Below are 23,501 nucleotides of genomic sequence, written 5' to 3'. Positions count from 1 at the left end.
GAGATCAGTATTTTCTTGATCGCGGTCGTTGTATTGTTCTGTATGTATCGAAACACCAGGACATCAACATGATAAAGAAAATAGGTTACACACTCGGGGTTGTCGGGCTGCTGATGGCGTTTTCTTCTGCGTGGGCGGCGCGTCAGGTTACCGATCAGCTAGGGCGCAACGTCACGATCCCCGATCACGTTAATCGCGTGGTGGTCTTGCAGCATCAAACGCTGAATCTGCTGGTGCAGTTGGATGCGCAACAGAGTGTGGTTGGCGTGCTATCCAGTTGGAAAAAACAATTAGGGGACAGCTATCTTCGCCTTGCCCCTGCGTTGGCGAATTTACCGATGCCGGGCGATCTAACACAGGTGAATATTGAAAGCCTGTTGAAACTCGAACCGCAGGTCGTCTTTGTCGCCAACTATGCGCCGCCGGAAATGATCTCGCAGATTGAGCGTGCGGGCATCCCGGTGGTGGCAATCTCCCTGCGTCAGGACAAGCCGGGGGAAGCTGACAAAATTAACCCGACCATGAGCGATGAAAATACCGCGTACAACGAAGGACTTAAAACGGGCATCCGCTTGATCGGTGACGTGGTGGAGCGCCAGAAACAAGCGGAAGCGCTTATCAGCTATACCTTTAGCGAACGGGAAAAAGTCAGTGCCCACATCGCGGCTATCCCTGAAGCGAAGCGCATCCGCGTTTATATGGCTAACCCCGATCTGACCACCTACGGCTCAGGAAAATATACCGGCCTGATGATGTCTCACGCCGGTGCCATGAACGTGGCGGCAGCCTCTATCAAAGGCTTCAAACAGGTCTCGATTGAGAATGTGCTGGCCTGGAACCCACAGGTCATTTTCGTGCAGGATCGTTATCCGGATGTGGTGCAGCAGATCGTCAACGATCCGGCCTGGCAGGCGATTGATGCGGTGAAACAACATCGGGTTTATCTGATGCCGGAATACGCCAAAGCCTGGGGATATCCGATGCCAGAAGCGTTAGCCATTGGCGAACTGTGGATGGCGAAAAAACTCTATCCGGAACGTTTTGCCGATGTGGATATGCAAAAAGCCGCGAATGACTATTACCAGCGCTTCTACCGTATGGATTACCGCGCAGACAATTCAGCAGCACAATGACGGCACACCGCTATCGTATTACGCTGCTGACCGTGGTGGTGGGGACCTTACTGATTGCCCTGTGCTCATTGGAGCTAGGGCGCTATGGCCTTTCCCCGTGGCGCATTGTTCAGATACTGGTCGAGCCTTTGTCTGGCAGTAATCCGACCTTGAGTGATATTGAACGTCAGGTCGTGTGGAGTGTGCGCTTACCTCGGGTGCTACTCGCGCTGTGTGCCGGAGCAGGATTAGCCCTGAGCGGTGCCACACTGCAAGGCGTGTTCCGCAACCCACTGGTTGATCCACACATTATTGGCGTCTCTGCCGGTGCAGCGTTTGGCGGCACGCTGGCTATCTTGCTGAGTTGGACACCGCTGTTTCTGCTGCTCTCGACGTTCACGTTTGGCATGGTCGCCCTGCTGCTGGTGTTCATGATGGCCGCCGCGTTGGGCAAGCAGAATGTCCTGATCCTGATACTGGCAGGGGTCATCATCAGCGGCTTTTTCGGTGCACTGGTCAGTCTGATGCAATATCTGGCGGATACCGAAGAAAAATTGCCGAGTATTGTGTTTTGGCTGTTGGGGAGTTTCGCTACCGCCCACTGGGACAAACTGGTCACACTGGTGCTGCCGCTCGGTCTGGCGGGAGGACTGCTGTTGCGCCTGCGTTGGCACATTAATGTGCTATCGATGGGTGAGCAAGATGCGCGCACGCTGGGCATGGCAGTGCAGCCAGTGCGCTGGCTGGTGTTGAGCCTGTGCGCGGCGGTGGTGGCTGCACAGGTGGCCGTGAGCGGCAGCATTGGCTGGATTGGGCTGGTGATCCCTCACGTTGCGCGCATGTTGGTGGGGGCCGATCACCGGCGTTTATTGCCGGTATCATTCTGGCTTGGCGGTGGGTTTATGGTGCTGGTGGATGATTTGGCGCGCACGCTCAGTGATGCGGAGATCCCGCTCGGGATCCTTACGGCACTGTTTGGCGCACCGCTGTTTGCCGTGCTGCTGTATAAAACGCAACGGCCGCGCAGAGGTTGATACTATGTCACTGATTCGATTATCTACACAGGCGCTGGCGTATGGCTATCACGCGGGAGAGCCGTTTTTCCCGCCGCTCGAACTGTGCTGCCGTGCCGGGGAAATCACCGCCATTTTGGGTGCCAACGGTCGGGGAAAAACCACACTACTGCACACACTGCTCGGTTTTCTGCCGCCGTTGGCCGGGACAGTACAACGGAACGGGGCGATAGGTTTTGTGCCACAGCTTTTTACGCCGCCCTTCTCCTACAGCGTGCTGGATATGGTACTGATGGGGCGAGCAGGGCGCATAGCGCTGTTTTCCCTGCCGACGGCGCACGATATTGCTGCGGCGCACCGTGCGCTGGAGATGCTGGATATCGCGGCACTGGCCGAGCGTGATTTTAGCGCGCTGTCGGGTGGGCAGCGGCAACTGGTGTTGATTGCACGTGCGCTGGCCTCGGAATGCCAGACGCTGATCCTCGATGAACCGACCGCCGCACTTGATTTACATAATCAGGCGCAGGTGCTGCAATTGCTGACTCAGTTGGCGCGTGAGCAAGGGCTGTGTATTTTACTCACCACCCACGACCCGTCTCATGCGTTGGCGATCGCGCAGCGGGCGTTGTTGTTGATGGCAGACAAACAGTATCTCTACGGCCACCGCGATAAGGTGGTGACAGAAGAGAACCTGACCCGTCTTTACGGTATTCCCGTGCGGCAAGTTACGCTTGAGATGCCTGAGCAACCGCCTTATCAGGCGCTTATCCCCTTGTTTACCTTAACGGAGCCGCGATGACGCTTCCTCTACGCGTCTATGCGGCGGGCAGCCTGCGTAACGCATTGACACCGCTGCTGGCTGCATTTTCTGAAAGCCATCCGTTGGAGGTGATGACAACGTTCGGTCCGGCGGGGCTGTTGCGTGAGAAAATCGAGCAGGGGGATGAGGTCGATCTCTTTGCATCGGCCAACTGCGCTCACCCTCTGCGCTTGAAAATGCTCGGGCTGGCGCATGACACGATGGTCTTTACCCGCAATCACCTGTGTATTGCGATGCGCAATGTACCGCAATTGACCTCGCAGCACTGGCTATCCGCACTGTGCGACGCTCGATTTGTGCTCTCAACGTCAACCCCAGGAAATGACCCCGGTGGCGATTACGCTTTTCAACTGTTTGATCGTATCGAACACTATCATCCCGGCACCGGCAGGTTACTGCGCGACAAGGCCAAACCGCTGGTGGGGGGCTCAATGACGCACAATGTCCCACCGGGGATGACCGCTGGGAGCTATCTGATCCGAAGTGGGCAGAGTGATATGCACATCGGCTATTCCAGCTACTTGCCGTTATTGCTGAACCAGCCGGATTTACACGTGGTGGTCGTGCCGCCGCCCTACAACATCACCGCGGAATATAGGCTGGCACTGCTGAACCCGGTCAGATCGGAGGCTCGTCTGCTGGCAGATACCATCTTGTCCCCGCAAGGGCAGGATCTTCTGGTCAATAACGGGTTTACCGCGTTGGCCTGACGCGGTAAATCGGTTAATCATGACAAATTCTGCTATGATTGCGGCTCATATGCGCTGTGCCTGATGACAGCGTGCCTTTCCTTTGTCGTCGTTGGTAGAGCAATCACTGTGAGTACAACTTCTTTTTCTTCTCTGGCGCTGCCTGCGGAGCAGCTCTCTAATCTTGATGAACTGGGCTACAGCGAAATGACGCCCGTTCAGGCTGCTGCGCTGCCTGCCGTGTTAAGCGGTGTGGATGTGCGTGCGAAAGCAAAGACTGGCAGCGGGAAAACGGCGGCATTTGGTATCGGTTTGTTGAATCGTATCGTGGTGAGCGATTTTACCACGCAGGCTCTGGTGCTGTGCCCCATGCGTGAACTGGCGGATCAGGTGAGCAAAGAGCTGCGCCGCCTGGCGCGTTTTACGCAGAATATTAAAATCCTCACGTTGTGCGGTGGTCAGCCGATGGGGCCGCAACTTGACTCACTGGTGCATGCGCCGCACATTGTGGTGGGTACGCCGGGGCGGCTTCAGGAACACCTGCGCAAGCAATCCCTGTTGCTGGACAACCTCAACGTGTTGGTGCTGGATGAAGCCGATCGTATGCTGGATATGGGGTTTAGCGACGCCATTGATGATGTGATTTCCTACACCTCGCCCGAGCGGCAAACCCTACTGTTTTCCGCCACCTACCCGCAGGAAATCGAACAGATTAGCGCCCGTGTTCAGCGCGAGCCGCTGCGCGTGGACGTGACGGACGATGAAGTCGCCCCCGCGATCGAACAACATTTTTACGAGACTACCGCGCAACAGCGTTTGCCGCTGTTAGTGGCCGTTTTGAATCATCACCAACCCCGTTCTAGCGTAGTGTTTTGCAACACCAAACGTGATTGTCAGAGCGTGTTCGAAACGCTGGAAGCGCGCGGTATCAGCGTGCTGGCGCTGCACGGCGATCTTGAGCAACGCGATCGCGATCAGGTTCTGGTGCGTTTTGCCAATCACAGTTGCCGTGTGCTGGTCGCGACCGATGTGGCGGCGCGCGGTCTGGATATTAAAGATCTGGAACTGGTGGTCAATTTTGAACTGGCGTTCGATCCGGAAGTGCATGTGCACCGTATCGGTCGTACCGGGCGTGCCGGTCAGCAAGGCGTAGCGGTTAGCCTGTGCACGCCGCAGGAAATGGCGCGGGTGAATCTGTTGGAAGACATGCTCGGCATGAAAGTGCAGTGGGCGTCTGCGGGTTCTCTCACGCGTAACGCGGAAGCGATGCTGGAGCCAGAGATGATGACGCTGTGCATTGATGGTGGTAAAAAAGCCAAAATTCGCCCTGGTGATATCCTTGGGGCATTAACCGGCGATGCGGGATTGACGGCGGCAGAAGTCGGTAAAATTGATATGTTTCCGGTACATGCTTACGTGGCGATTCGCAAGGCCAGCGCCAAACGTGCATTGCAGCAACTGCTTAAAGGTAAAATCAAAGGCAAAAGCTGCAAGGCTCGGTTATTGAAATAATCGAGTGAGGGCAGGTTTAGCCTGCCCTTTACGGATGCCTGGTACTATTTATTTTATATTATATGTAACCTATTAATTAGCTTCTTCAATTATGCATTTACATATATTGGGTTTTCAGGTTAATAGTAAATAACTTCAGCAACGAGTCAGTCAGTGATACCTGTTTGAAGCCATCTCGTTATACTAGAGTATATTGTACTCTATCTTTTTAGGCGTATAATATTCTTGTCATCGACGATAGGCTGACATCAGGGATTCTTTTATCGATCTGATTATAATGATTTTACACTGTGAGATTATGTGTTGATTGACGGCTGAAATAGAGATCCGTATGGATGATGGAAAAAGTAAAGAGAAGAAAACCATCGTGCTCAGCGGCATTGAAAATATTCCCCTAATTTCTGTTATGGAACATGCATCGATTCCTTGGGGAATAAAGAGCAACGAATCGAAGTTTGTCTATATGAATCAAGCTGCAGTGAATTTTTGCAACATCCCTAAAGGGTTTGATTTCGAAGGCAGACTGGATTCGGAGGTTCCGGTCTCCTGGAGTGAATTAGCGCCCGAATTACAAGCACACGATAGAAAAGCAGAACAGAGCAAAGAGGGTGCTGAAGTTATCGAAACGGCGCATTTTGGCCGTGAGGCGATTCTTGCACCTTGGTATTGTGCCAAATTTCCGATCTACGCTAGCGATGGCAAGGTATTAGGCACGATGTTTTATGCCAAAGCCTTTAATTTCTACTCGGTATATGATTTTTTCAATAATAGTAAACCTTCCGTTATCACACTCACCCCACCTGTCGATATTTTTACGCCACGTGAGCTGGAAATCATTTCCTTCGCTATTCGACGACTCTCGGCAAAAGAGATCGCTGACAGATTGTGCCTTTCTTATCGCACAGTGCAAAACCGCTTGAACGGCATTTACAGTAAAGCGCAAACCACGTCGCTCAATGGCTTGATCGAATATTGCAGAACGGTAGGGCTGAACGATTATATGCCAAGAAGCCTGTTAAAACAGAAGGTGGATTTCTTCTGGTAACGCGATCCAGACGCCCACTTCAGCGTGCGAAGCACGCTATTTTGTTTACACCGAACCTTGCCGTTTCCGTATAGGTGACATCGACTCCTGTGGTTTACGTGAAATATCGCGGGGCGATTCTGTATCACACGATACCGAGTGACAGATAAACCCAAACAAGGTCTGAATGTGGACCCTATTTGGGTTTTTTATTAATCTTGAAAACATCTCACCACGTCAATTTGAAACAAATCGTCGTGGCCCCTGCTGCCTCACGGTGGCGTCAACATAAAGACTTTCTCATTCTGCCCCAGATAGCGTGCCGCTACCCGATTGATATCAGCCACGGTTAGGCGATTCCAGATGGCGAGTTCTTGATCCAACCGCGCGAAGTTTTTATCATCGGCTGCCGTTTGCGCCAGCGTATCGGCCCAGAAACTTGCGCTCTGCCAGGCGGGTTGCTTTTCGGTACGCCAGAGGTTTTTGGCTTCCTTAAGCTCCTTCTCAGTGACACCGTGCTGGCGTAATGACGCGATCACCGTTTGGGTCAGACGTGTCATTTCCTCTGCGCGTTCCGGTGCGGTGGTAAAATTCAATCGACCGGTGTAGTAGGGCACAGGCAGTTTGGCGAGCATGGAAGCAAAGCCCAACGCATAAATGCCGCTTGCCTGTTCACGCAGCGCAAACCGCAAACGCTGACTAACGATAGTATCCAGCAATTGCAGTGCCAGGGCCTCTTGCGCTGACCACTGGGCGGGGGCGGCAAACTGGATACTGATCATGCTTTTATCCGAGCTGGCGAGGGGATAGGTTTTGGTCAGCGAACTCATTTTGGGGCGAATGCCGACATCGCGCCAGTGCAGACGTTGATCCGTTGCAGGTAACGCGGCAATCCAGCGCTCCACCGCCACTTTCACTCTTTGCACATCTACCGCACCCGCAATCACCAGCGTCATATCCTGCGTCGCTCCCAACAATTGCTGATGGCTTTGCTGAAGCTGATAGGCGGTAAACTGCCGCCAGTTGCCCTCAGGGATGATGGTCAAGCGATCGCCATGCAGGTAACTTTCCCGGTTTATGTTATCCAGAAACTTGCGTTCTACTGGCATCCGGTTGAGTGAGGAAGCAAAGCTGGCCTTGTACTGTTCCAGCTTTTGTCCGTTGAACTGAGGCTGGGTAATTTTCAGGTAGAGCAGTTTAAGCACGGTTTCCAGCTCATCGGCAGGCGCACTGCCGCGATAGCCGTGATACAACAGTTCGCTGTAGGGCTGGAGCGTGAGGTTGTGTTGTTTGCTAAACAACGCGAGTTCCCGACTGCTGTAGCTCCCGTAGCCGCTACTTTCCGGCAGTTTCAGCGCCCATTCCACCAATCCGGGGGTTGCCTCGGTTTCCAGCGAACGGCCACCGGGAATGCGCAACGATAACTGCACATCGTCTTGCAGTGCCTTGTCGCTTTTTACAATGACAGTGATGTGATTGCTCAGCGTCCACTGTTCGGTATTGTCTAGAGGCAATGGCTGATGTCCACTGATCTGTCCGGTGACGGGAGCGGGCAGCGTTAACGCAACGGCACGGGCTTGCAGGGCAAACGGACCCGGCTGAGAGCGGCGAATCTGCTGCCAGAGTGTGGTGAACGCCTGGGGTTGGAATGCCGCGCTGTCGCTATCCGGGCCGATGAGCGCCAAACGGGGCGATGCACTCTCGAGAAACGCTGCGACGTGACGTTGCAGATCGGCTGGCTTGACATCTTTGATCAGCGCATGGGTCATAAAAAGCTGCTGTTTTTTGTCAAACAACGGCATCTGGAACGCTAATGCCGTGGTTATCTGATCGGCCAGGTAGTCATTCTGATAACGCTGCTGTGTGGCGGCCTGCTGGCTGAGTTTGGCGAGCAAGCGTTGACGCACGCCGTTCAGTTCATCATCGCTGACCGGGGATGTCGCCATGCGTTGCACTTCCGTCCAGAGTAAGCGCAATGCCCCCTGATAATCTTGTCCTGAGGGACGCACAATCATCAACTGCTGGCGCCGTTTTTCATCCAGCAATGCGCCTTGCTCATTGACCGATGCGGAAGGGAGTTCACCGTTGTCTACCAATACGGCAAGGCGTTGGTTAAGGATAGGTATCCAGAGATTATCCAACAGATCGTCACGTTGCCCGGCAGAGGTATTCAGCGGTGCAACGGCATCACGCTGTAAGGAAAACTGGATCACCCGATCGCCATATTCACGATCAAAAATGGGGGAAACCAGCAAGGCGGATTGTGGCGCAAAGCGCTGCCACTCTGGATTATCCGGCGTGGCAGGTTGTGCGGGTTTGCTGGAAAAATAACGCGAAATAGCGCTTTTTATCGCAGAGTGATCCAGTTCGCTGACAAGCACCAGTGCCATGCGTTCAGGCTGATACCAGGTGCGATAGTAGGCTTTTGCTTGGTCTAGCGGTGCCTGCCGAACAATATCCAGCAGGCCGATAGGGTCGCGTTCGGCATAGCGGCTACCGTGATAGCGCAATTGTTCCAGTGCCTGATTAATGCGGAAACCTACACCTTGACGTACTCGCCACTCTTCAACGATCACCCCGCGCTCTTTTTCAAAGGCCTCCTGCTCGAACGTAATCCCTTGTGCCCAGTCAGACAGCAGTTGCAGGCCGGTTGCGGTCTGCTCGGGCGTAGCCTGCGGTAGCGAAAGTTTGTAGGTGGTGGCATTGAAGCTGGTCACGGCGTTGACGTGATTGCCCAGCTTGATGCCTTGTTGCTCAAGCTGTTTAAACCCGCTGGTGCCGGGGAAATGAGTAGTGCCTTTGAACGCCATGTGTTCTGTGAAATGTGCCAACCCGCGTTGCTGCTCGTTCTCTTGTAGCGAGCCGCTTTTCACCAGCTGGCGCATCTCAATGCCTTTCTGTGCGCGTGGCAGCAGATAGACATTAAGCCCGTTATCCAGCGTGAAATGTTGCATGTCCGTACGCGTCGGCACCGCGCTGTCAGCCGATGGGCGATCGGTGCTGGTACAGCTTAGCAGTGCCAGACTCATGATGCCGATGGCAACGCGATAAGTGAATGGGTTATGACGCATGAAGCGTTCCTTGTGCTAACGGGAGATGCGCTACCGCAGGGGCGTATCCGGTTAAATCGATAACGCGATCGGCGTCTTCCCGTAAAAACGTTTGGTGACTCACCAGCACGATGGCGCTGTCTGGCAGGTGTTGTTTAAGCTGGCGCAGCAGCGTGCGTGCGCTGGTTTCATCCAGTGCCGAAGTGGTCTCATCCAGCAGCAGTAATTTCGGTTGGTTCAACAGCAGTCGGGCGAACAGCACGCGCTGTTGCTCACCGCCAGAGAGTTGCTGTGTCCAGTCGATATTTTTTGCCAATCGGTCGGATAGCGGCATCAACCCGACAAGGTTGAGTGCAGCGCGGTATTGCTCCGCATTGAACGCCTGGCTCGAACGGGGATAGGCAAGCAGCGTATCCAAACGGCCGGGAGGCAGATAGCTGCTCTGAGGGATCCAGCAGGTATCAGTAGCTTGGTGCACGCTGCCGGTGTAGTAGGGCCAATGGCCACTGAGCGTACGTAACAGTGTGGATTTCCCCAGACCTGACGGCCCGGTGAGCAGCAGCAATTCGCCGGCTTGCACGTTAAGTGCAACGCTGGTCAGCAACGGCGTTTTGTCCGGCGTCATCACCGTGAGCTGCGCACGTAAGCGTGTCACGCCCTCAGTCGTGGGGGCTGATGGTGTCTCTTCGCCGTCCAATAACACGACGAAGTGGTAAAGTCGCGCAACCGTGGCTTGCCAGGCGGCAATCTCTTTATAGGCAAACACGAACCAACTCAGCGATGTGGCGACGCTGGCGAACGCCTGACGCAATTGCATCAACCCACCAAGCATGATTTCACCCGCCAGAAATTTCGGCAGCGCGAATAAGATGGGGGCCAGTGCGGTTACCTGCTGATAGCCAACGGTAAAAAATGACAGGTTACGTTCGTAACGAATCAGTTGGTTCCAGTTGCTCATCACATGGATGAAATGCTGCATCAACGTGTGGCGTTCACTGCTCTCCCCCCGTTGTCCGGCAATCGCATCGCTGTGTTGGCGGCGGATAAGCAGCGCGGCACGGTAGTTGGCTTCATGGCGCTGCCGCTCCATGTTCAGGTGACGCAGCGGTGAACCGATCCACTGCGTCAGTGCCATTCCCAGCAAGGTGTAGAGAATACAGGCCCAGAACATGTACCCAGGAATGTGCCAAATGCTGCCGCCCAACGAGAGGGAGAGGCTGCCGGAAAGCTGCCACAGAATGGCGGTGAACGAAATCAACGTCAGCGTGGCATGCAGGAAAGACACCAGCAGCTTCAGCGTCGACTCCACCAGCAGGCGAATATCTTCCGCAATACGCTGATCGGGGTTATCTGGCTCTTGCGCGGCCAGCTTAAGCCGATAGTGACGGCTGTGGTCAGACAGCCAGCGCTGGGTGATATGGGCAGTCATCCGTTCGCGCCAGCGCATCAGCAATTTCTGCTGAAAATAGTCGCCAAGCACGATAACCAAAATCAGCCCGGTGACCAGCACCACGAAGCGGCGCAGCAGCACATAAATGTGCTGCCCATCCAACTGTTGCAACGCGTTATAAAAGTTGCCGTTCCATTGGTTCATTTGTAGGTTGAACCACACGGAGGAGAGCGTTAAGACCAACGAAAGCAGCAACAGAAACCAGCAAAACAGGGAGCCGCGGCTCCCCCAGAAAGGTTTGACCAAATAAATGAACTGTATGATGGTTGTCATGATCGGCGTTCTGTTTACCTGAGATTAAAAGTCATAATTCATCTGTAACCAGAACTGACGGCCCGGATCGTAAACGCGTAATACCTGATCGCTGTAGACCAGTGTATCGGCGACATTTTTGTTATTGAGAATGTTATTAACCTCGACGGAGACGCTGGCACCGTAGGCAAAACCGGGCTTCCAGGTGACGCGACCATCCCAGGTATAGCGGCTGGCAAAATGCTCTTTGCTGTATTTGCGCAGTTGGCCGAATTCGGCATCGTTGTAATATTCGTTGCCGTAGCGCACCGCTTGCTGGCGCGAGCCCCACCATTGCAGACGGTTGTACAGGGTTAACCCGTATTCCTGCCATTCGCTGGTCAACTCAAGATTGAACTTGAGCGGCGAGTTATAGTTGGTGGACGGCAAATCTTTGGCATCGATGACTTTGCCGTTGTACCAGACTTTATCGGAGTTAAGACGCGTGCTGGGATCGAAGAAAGAATAGCCCTGATCGCTCGGGGTGTTGTTTTTGCTTTGCTGCCAGGAAACCGATCCATTCAGGACGTGAGTGGCATCAGCCCATTCCCACGGCTGGCTGTTGCGTACCGACAAGGTCACTGCATCGTGCGAGCTGCGGCCGCCGTTATCGAAGGTACGAAAAGAGGGGAAACGGCGTTTTGTTATCATGTTTTTCGGTCTCAGCATCATGCCAAAATAAAAGCGTCATGAAGGAAGACTTAAGAATGAGAATTATCCTCACCTAGAAAAACACAAATTTTTGCATTATTTTCTCTTTTCATTGTTTATCAATAAATTGCTCTTATCCTGCCAAACCACATTCACAGGCAACAGCAAGGGTAATGCATTAAAAAAGGCGGTTGGGTCGTCCAGATTGACTTGTCCGGAAAGGGGGAGGTTGCCCAATGCGGCGTCCGACAGCGTGACATTCACGGCATAATAGGGCTTCAGCGTGGCAAGCACCTCGCGCAACGGTTGATTATCAAAACTGAGCTGGCCGAAGCGCCACTCTCCCACCGCGGCGCGATCAACCGGACTTACTGTGAGACGATCGCCGCGTGCATAGCTGGTTGCACTCTCACCCGCATGCAGTAAGGTCTGAGGGGCAGTGAGTGCGGTAGTCACAGCAACCACGCCTTGAGAGACGGCAACCGCTACTCGCTCTCCCGCTTTGCGGATATCGAAAGCGGTGCCGACCACTTTGACCTGGCGTCCGTCGATCTCCACGTAAAAAGGGCGCTGCGGATCGGGGCTAACACTAAAGTAGGCTTCGCCCGCCTCAATCCATAGCAGACGCTGGTCATGCTGGTAGACGATGCGTAAGCGTGAATCCCGATTCAGCATGATGCGACTGCCGTCAGCGAGCTGAAGGGTTTTCGGCTGGTCGGTCGTCGCCACTGTCATACTCTCTTGCAGCAGGGCAGGCCACTGGCTGTAGGGCAACACCAACGCGAACAATACCAACAGACCCACAGCCAGATGTTTCAATGGGCGAAATCCCCAGGAAAAACGCTGGGGGGAGGGGCGTGAAACCAACGCCGGGCGCGGGAGTTCAGCGGCATCGTGCCAGAGCGTCAACATACTCTCGAAAGCGTGCCGGTGTTGCTCCGAGTGCGCCAGCCAGGCGGCGATTTTGGCTACGGGCAAACCACAGCGCCGCTTGCTCATCGATATCCGCCACCGATTGCGGGTCTGTTTGCACATCAGGCCCTGTGCTCATTGTTCTTCCTCACTGTGTACCGCATTTTCCACATAGCGCTTGCAATGCAACATAGCCCTGGCGATATGTTTTTCTACCATACTGACAGAAATATCCATTTTTTCAGCAATTTCACTTTGTGACAGGCCATCAAACCGACAAAGAACAAACGCTTCCCGCTGACGCGGTGGAAGTGTCTCGATGGCATCATACAAACGCTGCAAGCGCTGCTGGTGATTCAGCACCTCAGCAGGGTCGTCTGAGACGGAACCCGCTTGATTCAGGTGCTCCTCATCCTCCATGGGCGATTGCAACGCCTCCTGCTTCTGATGGCGATGCCAGTAATCAATCAGCACATTGTTGGCGATTTTAAACAGAAACGCGCGGGATTCCTGAACCGGTGTATCCTCCCGTCGGTTAAGCCATTTGGCGAACACATCCTGCGACAGATCGCTGGCATCATGACGGTTTCCCAAACGCTTCTGGAAAAAAAACGCTCCAATTGATGATAGGTTGATTGATAGGCATTGCCGATAAAATGCCGCAATGGTTTGTTTATAGTCATGTGCCTGGTGTTACCCGTCATACTTCAAGTTGCAGGTGTGTTGGCTACGTTCGTTCACCCGAATCACTTACCTATGTAAGCGCATCGGGACTCACTGACTTGCCGCCTTCCTGCAACTCGAATGATTTAGGGTAAAATAATAAAAGTGCATGAAAAATCAGCTCTAATACATTGCTAGCGTGCCGTTTATGGCACGAATGGCGATCGTTTCTTATTTTATTGAGTGCTCTGTGTAATAAATAATAAATATCATTTGCATTCGCGTTGTGTCTATAATCTTCTGTAAAGAAAGTATTAAGCCCTTACGTTACAGCAACATGTTTGCATGTCGCTGCACCGGATAATCAGGCATGGCGAGCAGAGGCAATGAGCAGCATAGGCGTTTTTCTCCTTCCCCGACGTTTTTATCTTGGTGGTTCTGCCGCCAGTATTCTGTTTCACATAACCGTAGTGGCGATTGCTGTCGTCTGGTCAACGCGCGTGATGCAAAACCAGAAAGGTGCGTTACCGCCCGTGGTCAGCGTACAGTTAGGGGCCTACCAATTGGAAAAAGCGCCGCCTCAGGTGGTTGAAGGGCCCAAACAGGTTTTTTCCGCGCCGCAACCGCGCCAGCAGCAGGAACAACCTGACGATCCTGTGCTAGATCCCTTACCGCTAGTCGCGCAGGGGACAGTGGAAAAACGCGTTAACGTGCGCGAAAAACCGCGCCCACAGAAAAAAGAGATACAGCCTGAGGTGCGTAGTGAACCCGCTCCTCAGGTCGAGGAAAGCGCGCCTGCGACCTCGGCATACAGTGCCGGAGAAGCAACGCGCAGCGCCGCCAATTTCACCAGTGCGGCCCAGCAAGCGATCAGCGGACAAGTGGGCTGGGAAAGCCTGTTGCATACGCATTTAGCGAAATTTAAACGTTATCCTCGCGCCGCATTGCGCTATCGCGCAACGGGAATTAGCCATGTCAGCATGGTATTGAATGCACAAGGTCAGGTGATTGACGCCGCGATTGTCACGACGTCTGGCAACCGTATTCTGGATAATGAAGCGCTGGATATTGTTAAACGCGCTGCGCCGCTGCCAGCACCGCCGCCACATGCGCTAAACGGTGACGGCTTGGTGCAGGTGGTTGCACCAATTTCGTTTTATCTGTGAGTGGCATCCTGCCTGCGCTCTCAGAAGAATATCCTAGACTATGGCAGTGGCGCGGTGTGGCCGTCTCACTGCGTGCATCTTGCGGTATTCCGAGGGTGTCACCATAAACTCAGCCTTGAACCGACGACTCAGGTTGGATATGTCGTTAAACCCGCAGTCGTACGCGAGTTGGGTGATATTTTTATCCGCCATCAGCGGGTTCGTCAGCGCCGTTTTGTAGCGTTCCAGTCGCTGCTGATGTACCCAGCGGTTTACCGATGTGCCCTGCTCCTGAAACAGCTTTTGCAATGAGCGTACCGAAATGCCGCAGGCACTGGCACACGCAGTGACGCTCAGTTGTGGGTCAGAGAGGTGCTTTTCCAAATAGTGCTGTGCGATGTAAAACAGGGTTGATTGTCCCATGCTCTGCGCCGGTGCCGCCATACTCAGCTCGCTCAGCGAGGTGGCAATCAGATTCAGCAAAATATCTGCCAGGTGTTGCGCATGCAGCGGCGGGATTGAATCCAGAAAAGGCACGTATTTAAGAATAAAACTGTACACCAGTGCGCCGATAACGCTGTTGCTGCGTATGGCTTTGGCCGTGAGGTTCTGCGTATTGCCCAGACGATTGGAGAATTTGTCTCTCGGGATCAGAATCTTGTATAGCGAGTAATCATCATCAAAAGACCAGGATACTGGTCTCGACATATCAAAAAAACAAAAATCGCCCTGACGTAAAAATGCTGTTCGGCCATCCTGCGAAAGCCGGCTGGTGCCGAAGCGCTGCAGTTCGATGTAAAAATCCCCCTCCTGGCTTATTCCCTGTGGGCGAGGTTTGCTGGCCGCACTGTGGCTGTTTGATTCCAGTTGCACAAATTGGAGATCGAGCACCCGGCGTTCGGCAAGATTGGCATAAAATCGCGATTGGGCCGGGGGCGCCGTTATGCAGCAGTCATACGAGGAGAGAAAATGCCCCTTGACGATATCCCGGAACGCACCGAAACGCTCAGGGTCAGGAATGTCCTGCGTTGTAAAAATGCTTTTCATCACGTTTGCCTTCATAAAAGACATAATCTTTATGTGGTCTATCGTTGTTCGGCATAAAAATCAAACTCACTGAGCTTAAATATGAATCGTTATCTCATAAAATTAAATTTACGGTTATTTATTTTCTTTCTGTTCTTCAGTGTGCAGGGAAATAATAAATCCCCTTGACATTGTTTATTACAAATCTTTTACATGGTGCTCACTGAGTTGCTTCATTTTACTCACTGGAAAACCACAGATTGTCTGATTTATTCATTCTCCTCTTCAGCCTAAATCACGTGTAGAGGTAAATCACAGTTTTTATTCTTTGGTGAAAATGACGAAAAAAAGTTCGCAATTTACCAAGAATATGCCCGTGCGCACTTTCACAATAAACGCATTAAAACGGGCTGAGAAAATAACCCATCACGGAATTAGAACAGTACTGAGTAGGGTTTTTATGAATCTATTAACGACCACCGTTGGTGAATGCTTAAATAAAGCCGCGATGCGCAATCCATCCGGGGTGGCATTGATTACCTCTCAACGTGGAGCGTCACTGACCTGGCAGGAATTAAGTGATGAGGTTCATCAGGTTGCTCGCGGATTACTCGCTTCCGGATTAAAAAAAGGTGATCGATTGGGGCTTTGGTCTGCAAACAGTGTTGAATGGATCGTCTGTTTTTTAGCTGCCGCTAACATCGGTGTGGTGGTGATTGGCCTTAATTTTCAGTTTCAGAAAAGGGAAATTCTCAATTTACTCCACTTAACCCACATTGATGCGCTGTGTTTCTCGGACGGTTTCAGGGATAACGATTTTCCTGCCGTTGTTGCTGAACTCGGCCAAGAGACATCATTGGCACGTTTACGCTTAACTGTCGCTCTGGGAAATAAAACCCGACCTGGCTCATTGTCACTGGCGGAGATAAAAACGCTCGGTATGGCGCTGTCGCCAAGGGATTATCAGCAGGCGCAGGCGCAGGTGCAAAGTAGCGATCTGCTGACATTGCAACTGACTTCCGGCAGCACCGCAGAACCGAAACGGGTGATGCTCAGTCATCATAGTGTGATTAATAATGCACTGTTCTCTGCCCAACGTTTGGGGGTGACACACGTGGATACGCTGTGTCTGGCGGTGCCGCTGTTTCATTGTTTTGGACTCTCTTCCGGGCTGTTGTTTGCGCTGCATCAGGGATGCAAAATTGTATTACTGGATAACTACTGCGCCGAGGCGGTACTGAAAGCCGTTGAGCGTTACCGTTGTACCATTTTGCACGGCGTTCCCACTATTTTTAGTCGCTTGATGCAGCATGGTGCCTTCGCACAATATGACGTTTCCAGCTTGGATAAAGGTATTGTGGCGGGAGCCTACTGCTCGCCACGCCTGATATCGGATATTACGCAGCGCCTTGGCATGCGGCATCTTGCCGTTTCTTATGGACAAACTGAGACCTCTCCCTGCTGTACCCAAACGCTGTTTAACGATCCGCTGTTGGTCAAATGTTTTTCGGTCGGTAAACCGCTGCCTTTTGTTGAAATAAAGATCATTCATACCAAAACCGGCGCGCCTTGCCCCACTGGCGTCTCGGGTGAAATCTGCTCGCGAGGATTTCACGTGATGCAGGGATATGACGATGCGTTGGAACAAACTCGCGCTGTTCTTGATGGTGAAGGATGGCTACATACCGGTGATGTCGGCTTTATGGATGCCGAAGGGTATTTACATTATTCCTACCGTCTGAAAGAGATCATTGTTCGTGGTGGCGAAAATATCAGTCCGCGAGAAATAGAAGAGGCTATTTTGGACTATCCGGGGGTTGATATCGTTAAGGTATTTGGCATTGCCTCTGAAGCACTGGGTGAGGAAATTGTTGCTGCGCTTAGCATCAAATCGGGTTATCACATCACGGAATCAGCGCTGCGTAACTTTTTAATGCCACAGTTAGCGCATTACAAAATCCCGGCCCAATTTCATTTATTAACGCAGTTTCCCTATACCCCCTGTGGAAAAATTGATGTTCAACAACTCAAACTATTAACCCGAGTGCCAGAGGTTGGCAAATAATAAATTCTGATATCTAAGATAACACTGTTTAAACCATTATTCCGCGCGATAAAAATAATCGATTAAGGAGAATAAGATGACGAAGAAAAAAGCATTAGCGGGTGTTACCGTGGTCGAGTTGGCGACATTTATCGCCGTGCCCGCCGCCGGACGTATTCTGGCGGACATGGGGGCTAACGTGATTAAAGTTGAATCCCTGGATGGGGATAATATACGCTACACTGCGCCGACGGAAGGGCGTCCCGTTAATCCACATGAAGATACTACGTTTGATTTAGAGAATGCCAATAAGCGCGGTATTGCGCTGAATACCAAAACGGCTGCCGGGCAAAAAATATTATTTGAATTGCTGGAAAAGGCTGACATTTTTCTGACTAACTGGCGGCCAAAAGCACGTGACCGTGCCGGGTTGGATTATAAAACGCTGAAACAAAAATTCCCCCATCTGGTTTATGCCTGCGTCACCGGCTATGGCGATACCGGCCCGGATCAAGATTTGCCGGGGTTTGATTACACGGCGTTCTATGCGCGCGGCGGTATTTTGGGGTCGCTTTATCAGAAAGGCACAATGCCGATGAACGTCATCCCCGGCCTAGGCGATCACCAGTGTGCGATGGCGCTTGCCTCGGGCGTGTTGGCCGCCTATATCCATGCCAAAAATACCGGTGAAGGAGAATACGTTTCCACCAACTTGTTGCATACCTCGATCTACACCCAGGCTATCATGATTCAGGCAGCCCAGTACAAAGAGCATGGACAGCCTTACCCTATCGACCGCCGCACTACCACCAGCCCATTTATTTTGGCCTACAAGACCAAAGATGACCGCTTTATCCAGATTTGTATGCCGGTGTATGACGCCTATTACAGCAAGTTTATGACCTGTATTGGTCGTGAAGATCTGGCGCAGGACGCACGCTACACCCATCTGCAAGACGTCGCCAAACACAAACGCTCTCCCGAAGTTTACGACATCATCTGGCAGCAGATGGCACAGAAAACCGTCAAAGAGTGGCGCGAAATTTTTATGGCCAACGACATTCCTTTCAGCGTAGCGCAACTGTGGGAAGAAGTGTTGGAAGATAAGCAGGCCTGGGCCATCGACACCTTCTATCGCATGCAGTACGCCAACGGCAGTGAAAAAGCGCTGGTGCGTCCGCCTATCCGTTTTCTGGAAAGCGGTCTGCCGGACTACCAACGTGGTCCACTGCTGGGTGAGGACACGCCCACCATCTTGCAGGAACTCGGTTACAGCGCGGATGAGATTGCCAAACTGGAAGCCAGCAGGGATGTCAGCGTCTGGCGGGAATAGCTAACGCGGCAGTGGCATCATCGGAACAGGTCAGTACCGGAGAGAAGCTGTATGCAAGAGATTCTTACCTTGGGCGTGGATATCGGTTCGTCCGCCTCGAAATGCATCATCATGCGCAATGGAACAGAGATCGTCGCGCAATCCTTGTTTGCTGTCGGCGCGGGAACGTCTGGGCCGGAAAAATCAATAGCGGAAGTGCTGCGCCAGTACGGCGGAGCCCGTAGCGATATCCGCTGGATATGTGCCACCGGTTATGGGCGCAATGCCCTCAAGGAAGCCAACAAGGAGGTCAGCGAGCTCAGTTGTCATGCTAAAGGTGCCCATTATCTGTTTCCCGGTGTTAGGACGGTGATTGATATCGGTGGACAAGATGTCAAAGCCCTGCACATGGATGGGCAGGGTCGCCTGCTCAATTTTGTCATGAACGACAAGTGTGCTGCGGGTACTGGGCGTTTTCTTGATGTCATGTCGCTGGTGCTGGAGACCCGTATCGATGAACTCGCGGCGCTTGGGGCGCAGTCGCAAAAGCGGGTCACTATCAGCTCAACCTGCACGGTATTTTCTGAATCCGAAGTGATCTCGCATCTCGCCAATAACGAAACCATTCCAGACATCATCAATGGTATTCACAAATCCGTTGCCAGCCGTATTGCCGGGTTGGCAAAACGCGTCGGTATTGAACAACCGGTCATCATGACCGGCGGCGTAGCAAAGAATTTTGAAGTGGTTCGCTATGTCAGTCAGGAATTGGGTGCTCCCATCAAGACATCGCCATTATCACAATATAACGGGGCGATAGGAGCGGCTATTTATGCGTTTGAAGCGTGTAGCGCGTTACTCGCGAGCGACGCACCTCTTTCAGGAATACATCAATGAGCAATGTAACCCCTCAAACGCCGGAACCCGTTCCGGCAAAGAAAAAATTACAAAACATCGCGGCTCAAGCTTATCAACGGGCCTGGGATGCTAAAAACCGCGGTGAAAAAATCGGCTGGTGTGCCTCCAATTTCCCGCAGAAAATCGCGGAAACATTGGATATCCCGGTGGTCTATCCAGAAAATCAGGCGGCCGCTATCGCGGCGAAAGGGGGTGGCCTGCGCATGTGCGAACATGCTGAGAGCCTGGGCTATTCCAATGATATTTGTGCTTATGCCCGCATTAGCCTTTCCTACGCCGATATCAAGCACTGCGAAGAGATGGATATGCCGCAGCCGGATTTTCTGCTGTGCTGTAACAACATCTGTAATTGCATGATCAAGTGGTATGAAAATATTGCTTATGAATTGAATATCCCGCTGATCCTGATCGATATCCCGTTCAAAAATGACTATGACACCGATGACGCCACGGTACGCTATATCAAGGCGCAGTTTGACGATGCGTTTACGCGCCTGGCCGAAATCACCGGGCGCCCTTATTCAGAGCAGCGGTTCAAGGACGTGTGTGAAATTTCGCAACGCACTGGCCGCGCCTGGCTGAAAGCGGCGGAGTATTGCCAGTATCAACCTTCACCCATGAACGGTTTCGATCTGTTCAATCACATGGCGGTAGCGGTCTGCGCGCGTGGGCGGCTGGAAGCGGCAGAAGCCTTTGAGCAATTGTGTGAGGAGATGGAGAACAACATTCAGGAGAAGCAGTCCACCTACCGTGGTGAAGAGAAGTACCGCGTGTTGTTCGAAGGCATCGCTTGCTGGCCCTATTTGCGCGCTACGTCCACACCGTTGAAAGAGCAGGGCATCAACGTTACTGCCACAGTGTACGCTACGGCGTTTGGCGTGATTTACCAAAACAGCGATGAAATGATGCGCGCCTACTCCTACGTGCCTAACTGTGTCTCGGTGGAACGTGCGGCGGACATGCGCATTAACGTAGGCCGCCAGAACCACATTGACGGTGCGATCATTCACGTCAACCGCAGTTGTAAGCTGTGGAGTGGCATCATGCCAGAGATTGAGCGCCGCATTCGCCACGAACTGAACATCCCCACCGTCACGTTTGATGGCGATCAAGCCGATCCACGCGGTTTCTCCGAAGCGCAATACGTGACGCGTATCGAGGCATTGACGGAAATCATGGCTGCCAATAAAGCGGCTGCCCATAAAGGGGGTTTGTGATGGAACGCGTAACGCAAAAAATTGAACAGTTGCAGGAGATTGTCAATAACCCCGGCAAGCAGCTTAATGCGCTTCTGAAAAGCGGTAAGCAGGTTGTTGGCTGTTTCCCTGAATATACCCCAAATGAAATCGTTTATGCGGCGGGCATGGTGCCGTTCGGACTGTGGGGCGCGGAAGGGAAAGCGATTTCGGAGGCAAAGAAATTTTTCCCCCCCTTTTATTGTGCGCTGGCGCTGTCAACGCTGGAAATGGGGCTGGACCATGCGTTGAATAAACTGTCGGCAGTGATTATCCCGGCATTGTGCGACACGCTAAAATGCTTGGGACAAAACTGGAAAGTGGGTGTGCCGCAGGTGCCCTTTATCCAGTTGGTCCATCCGCAGAATCGTGCTATGCCAGCCGGTATTGCATTTTTGACCGAGCAGTATCAGCGTGTCGCCCAGCAGTTAGGGCAGATAGCCGGACAGTCTGTCACGCCCGAAGCGCTCGATCGGGCCATTGAACTGTTTAACCAGCATCGTGCAGTGCTGCGTGAGTTTTCACTGGTTGCCGCCCGTTATCCACGGACTATCAGTCCGCTGATGCGTAATACCGTCATCAAAAGCGGCTATTTCATGGATGTGGTCGAACACACCCAGAGGGTGCGTGAGATTATTGCATTGTGCACCGAATTGCCCACCGAGCAGTGGGAGGGGTATAACATTGTGGTGACCGGCATCATTGCTGACAGCCCGTCGATTTTGCAAATCTTTGCCGACAATAATATGGCGATCGTGGCGGATGAAGTGGCGCATGAATCTCGCCAGTTCCGGCAGGATGTTCCTGCTGATAGCGATCCCTACCGCCGTCTGGCATTACAGATTGCCCAACTCGAAGGCTGCTCATTGCTGCACGACCCAGAGAAGAAGCGCGGCCGCATGCTGGTCGATATGGTGCGGAAAAATAATGCGCAGGGCGTGGTGTATTTGTTAACCAAATTCTGCGATCCGGAAGAATTCGATGCACCGATAATCAAGAAACAGCTCGATAAGGAAGGTATTCCCTCCATTATTATCGAAATCGATCAGCAAACAAAAAGCTACGAACAGGCGCGAACGGCATTACAAACGTTTGCCGACGTACTGTCGGTATAAATTAAGGCGAAAACGATTCATTAATTAATGTCGCATCATTGGGTGTGGCCGGTTACGCCGTGCTCAATGATAGCGAATGGCCGTTTAATTTAATTATCTCCAATTCTGATAGGTAAATAAAAGAGAGAACATTATGGGCATATTCTGTCTAATTCTCGGATTAATTATTCTGATGGTGATGTGTATAAAAGGCATACACATTTTTATTTCTGTCTTTACCGCCAGCCTGTTTTTAGCCGTGACGGCGTGGTTAACCGCGCCTGATGGCTTGAATCCGCTGGATGCCATATTAAAAGTGTATACCACTGGGCTTGGCAATTACTTCGGCACTTTCTTCTTTATCTTCGTACTGGGGGCAATTTTTGGCAAGTTGACTGCCATTAGCGGCGCGGCTGACAGCGTAGCCTCGTTCATTATCGGCAAATTGGGTGAAAAGGCAGTGATCCCCTCCGTAGTGGTGGCCTGTGCCATCCTGGCGTATGGCGGTGTCTCGGTGTTTGTGGCGTTGTTTACCGTCTACTCGATGATGGTCAGCATGTTCAAAAAGGCTAATTTACCGCGCAGGTTAATCCCTGTCGTCTATTTTGCCGGTGCGCGCAGCTTTGTGATGATCATGCCAGGCTCTCCACAAATCCAGAACCTGATCCCGATGAAATTTCTCGGCACGTCAGCCACTGCGGGGTTGGTGCCAGGATTGCTGACGGCCGCTTTTCAAGTGGTGCTGGTGATTGTCTATCTCTCATGGCTGTTTCGCAAGGTGAAAGCCAGTGGGGAAGGTTGGGGGGATGACGATGCTGTCGCAAGTAAAGGCAATGTGCCGCAAAGTACCGCAAAGGACAAGCCGCAACCCCATGTGATCGTTGCACTGCTGCCGATGCTGATCTTGCTGTTGGTGTTAAATCTATTGAAATGTGACCCGGCAATCGCGCTGTTTTGCGCCATCGTTGCTGGGCTGATTATTTATGCCCGTTATCTGAACTGGAAAGCGATTATTAGCAACCTGGCGGCCGGCACCATGGAGGGCGTGACTTCTTTGTTCAACACTGCTGTGATCGTCGGTTTTGGTGCATTGGTCATAAAGTTACCTGCGTTTCAGGAGTCCTTTCAGACTATCGCCAATTCGGGAATGAGCCCCTTGATGGTTACCGCGATAGCGGTCGGTGCACTGGTGTTTATCAGCGGTTCCGGCTCAGGGGCGCTGAGCATTGCCATGCCACTGATTGCCTCTCTGTTTCCGGCGGCAGTCGTGGATCAAGGGGCATTGCACCGCGTGGCAAACGTAGCGGCCATGAGCACCACACCACCGTTTAACTGATTGATTATTAATGTGTTTAGTGTCTGCGGTGTTAGCCACAAACAGGCATACGGCACGGTGGGTATAGTGACGCTGGCAATCCCTCTGCTTTGCCTGGGCTTTATCCTTTTACTTTACGCGTTTTTGCCTGCGTCCATCACGATGCTGGGCGGTTAATGACTCGCCTTCACGCTTGAATAAAACACGCTGGCGTGCGCGGTGATA

At 52.4% G+C, this 23,501-nt stretch carries 18 protein-coding genes and 2 pseudogenes; 13 read left to right on the top strand and 7 right to left on the bottom strand.

What is annotated here, in order from left to right:
* The first annotated feature begins 68 nt into the window (after positions 1-68).
* From K6K13_RS14625 to K6K13_RS14600, 6 genes are all read left to right on the top strand, one after another.
* Positions 69-1,133, top strand: coding sequence for an ABC transporter substrate-binding protein (locus K6K13_RS14625; RefSeq protein WP_222157650.1), 1,065 nt, complete (start codon positions 69-71; stop codon positions 1,131-1,133).
* Positions 1,130-2,146: a FecCD family ABC transporter permease gene (locus tag K6K13_RS14620; protein WP_222157649.1), complete on the top strand. Its 1,017-nt coding sequence runs from the start codon at positions 1,130-1,132 to the stop codon at positions 2,144-2,146. Before K6K13_RS14625 ends, K6K13_RS14620 begins: the two co-directional genes overlap by 4 nt.
* A 4-nt stretch (positions 2,147-2,150) precedes the next feature.
* A complete protein-coding gene (locus K6K13_RS14615; protein ID WP_222157648.1) occupies positions 2,151-2,924 on the top strand; it encodes an ABC transporter ATP-binding protein in 774 nt (257 codons plus the stop codon).
* On the top strand, positions 2,921-3,655 hold the full coding sequence (locus K6K13_RS14610) for a molybdate ABC transporter substrate-binding protein (protein WP_222157647.1): 735 nt from the start codon (positions 2,921-2,923) through the stop codon (positions 3,653-3,655). The genes K6K13_RS14615 and K6K13_RS14610 overlap by 4 nt, the downstream gene beginning before the upstream one ends.
* A 108-nt stretch (positions 3,656-3,763) precedes the next feature.
* Positions 3,764-5,146 carry an ATP-dependent RNA helicase DbpA gene (gene dbpA, locus K6K13_RS14605; protein WP_222157646.1) on the top strand — a complete coding sequence of 461 codons (1,383 nt, stop codon included), beginning with the start codon at positions 3,764-3,766 and terminating at the stop codon, positions 5,144-5,146.
* Between the two features lie 331 nt (positions 5,147-5,477).
* Positions 5,478-6,191 carry a helix-turn-helix transcriptional regulator gene (locus K6K13_RS14600; protein ID WP_222157645.1) on the top strand — a complete coding sequence of 238 codons (714 nt, stop codon included), beginning with the start codon at positions 5,478-5,480 and terminating at the stop codon, positions 6,189-6,191.
* Between the two features lie 251 nt (positions 6,192-6,442).
* Here K6K13_RS14600 and K6K13_RS14595 read toward each other — a convergent pair whose 3' ends face one another.
* The 6 genes and pseudogenes from K6K13_RS14595 to K6K13_RS14570 form a co-directional block, all read right to left on the bottom strand.
* A complete protein-coding gene (locus K6K13_RS14595; protein WP_222157644.1) occupies positions 6,443-9,241 on the bottom strand; it encodes a M16 family metallopeptidase in 2,799 nt (932 codons plus the stop codon).
* On the bottom strand, positions 9,231-10,943 hold the full coding sequence (locus K6K13_RS14590; protein WP_222157643.1) for an ABC transporter ATP-binding protein/permease: 1,713 nt from the start codon (positions 10,941-10,943) through the stop codon (positions 9,231-9,233). The genes K6K13_RS14595 and K6K13_RS14590 overlap by 11 nt, the downstream gene beginning before the upstream one ends.
* A gap of 24 nt (positions 10,944-10,967) precedes the next feature.
* A pseudogene (locus tag K6K13_RS14585) lies at positions 10,968-11,606 on the bottom strand (TonB-dependent receptor); the annotation flags it as partial.
* Positions 11,607-11,708: 102 nt separating this feature from the next.
* Complete coding sequence (locus K6K13_RS14580; RefSeq protein WP_222157641.1) at positions 11,709-12,524, bottom strand: FecR family protein; 816 nt, start codon at positions 12,522-12,524, stop codon at positions 11,709-11,711.
* Positions 12,496-12,663: a hypothetical protein gene (locus tag K6K13_RS14575; protein WP_222157640.1), complete on the bottom strand. Its 168-nt coding sequence runs from the start codon at positions 12,661-12,663 to the stop codon at positions 12,496-12,498. The genes K6K13_RS14580 and K6K13_RS14575 overlap by 29 nt, the downstream gene beginning before the upstream one ends.
* Positions 12,660-13,207: pseudogene (locus K6K13_RS14570) on the bottom strand (RNA polymerase sigma factor). Before K6K13_RS14570 ends, K6K13_RS14575 begins: the two are co-directional and overlap by 4 nt.
* A gap of 366 nt (positions 13,208-13,573) precedes the next feature.
* On the opposite strand from K6K13_RS14570, the gene K6K13_RS14565 reads away from it, so the two are divergent.
* On the top strand, positions 13,574-14,353 hold the full coding sequence (locus K6K13_RS14565; protein WP_222157639.1) for an energy transducer TonB: 780 nt from the start codon (positions 13,574-13,576) through the stop codon (positions 14,351-14,353).
* A gap of 33 nt (positions 14,354-14,386) precedes the next feature.
* On the opposite strand, the gene K6K13_RS14560 is transcribed toward K6K13_RS14565, so the two are convergent.
* Positions 14,387-15,379: a helix-turn-helix domain-containing protein gene (locus tag K6K13_RS14560; protein ID WP_222157638.1), complete on the bottom strand. Its 993-nt coding sequence runs from the start codon at positions 15,377-15,379 to the stop codon at positions 14,387-14,389.
* Between the two features lie 439 nt (positions 15,380-15,818).
* On the opposite strand from K6K13_RS14560, the gene K6K13_RS14555 reads away from it, so the two are divergent.
* From K6K13_RS14555 to K6K13_RS14530, 6 genes are all read left to right on the top strand, one after another.
* Positions 15,819-17,423 (top strand): AMP-binding protein, encoded by a 1,605-nt coding sequence (locus K6K13_RS14555; protein ID WP_222157637.1) that lies wholly within the window; start codon positions 15,819-15,821, stop codon positions 17,421-17,423.
* Positions 17,424-17,499: 76 nt separating this feature from the next.
* A complete protein-coding gene (locus tag K6K13_RS14550; RefSeq protein ID WP_222157636.1) occupies positions 17,500-18,735 on the top strand; it encodes a CaiB/BaiF CoA transferase family protein in 1,236 nt (411 codons plus the stop codon).
* A gap of 51 nt (positions 18,736-18,786) precedes the next feature.
* Positions 18,787-19,611, top strand: coding sequence for an acyl-CoA dehydratase activase (locus tag K6K13_RS14545; RefSeq protein WP_252120304.1), 825 nt, complete (start codon positions 18,787-18,789; stop codon positions 19,609-19,611).
* Positions 19,608-20,849, top strand: a complete 1,242-nt coding sequence (locus tag K6K13_RS14540) for a 2-hydroxyacyl-CoA dehydratase subunit D (protein WP_222157635.1) — start codon at positions 19,608-19,610, stop codon at positions 20,847-20,849. The genes K6K13_RS14545 and K6K13_RS14540 overlap by 4 nt, the downstream gene beginning before the upstream one ends.
* On the top strand, positions 20,849-21,982 hold the full coding sequence (locus K6K13_RS14535) for a 2-hydroxyacyl-CoA dehydratase subunit D (RefSeq protein ID WP_222157634.1): 1,134 nt from the start codon (positions 20,849-20,851) through the stop codon (positions 21,980-21,982). Before K6K13_RS14540 ends, K6K13_RS14535 begins: the two co-directional genes overlap by 1 nt.
* A 172-nt stretch (positions 21,983-22,154) precedes the next feature.
* Positions 22,155-23,297 (top strand): GntP family permease, encoded by a 1,143-nt coding sequence (locus K6K13_RS14530; protein WP_252120303.1) that lies wholly within the window; start codon positions 22,155-22,157, stop codon positions 23,295-23,297.
* Positions 23,298-23,501: the final 204 nt, after the last annotated feature.

This window comes from Symbiopectobacterium purcellii (genome assembly GCF_019797845.1).
Lineage (GTDB): Bacteria > Pseudomonadota > Gammaproteobacteria > Enterobacterales > Enterobacteriaceae > Symbiopectobacterium > Symbiopectobacterium purcellii.
Note: the sequence above shows the minus strand (reverse complement) of the source record. Positions and strands in the feature narration are given on the sequence as shown.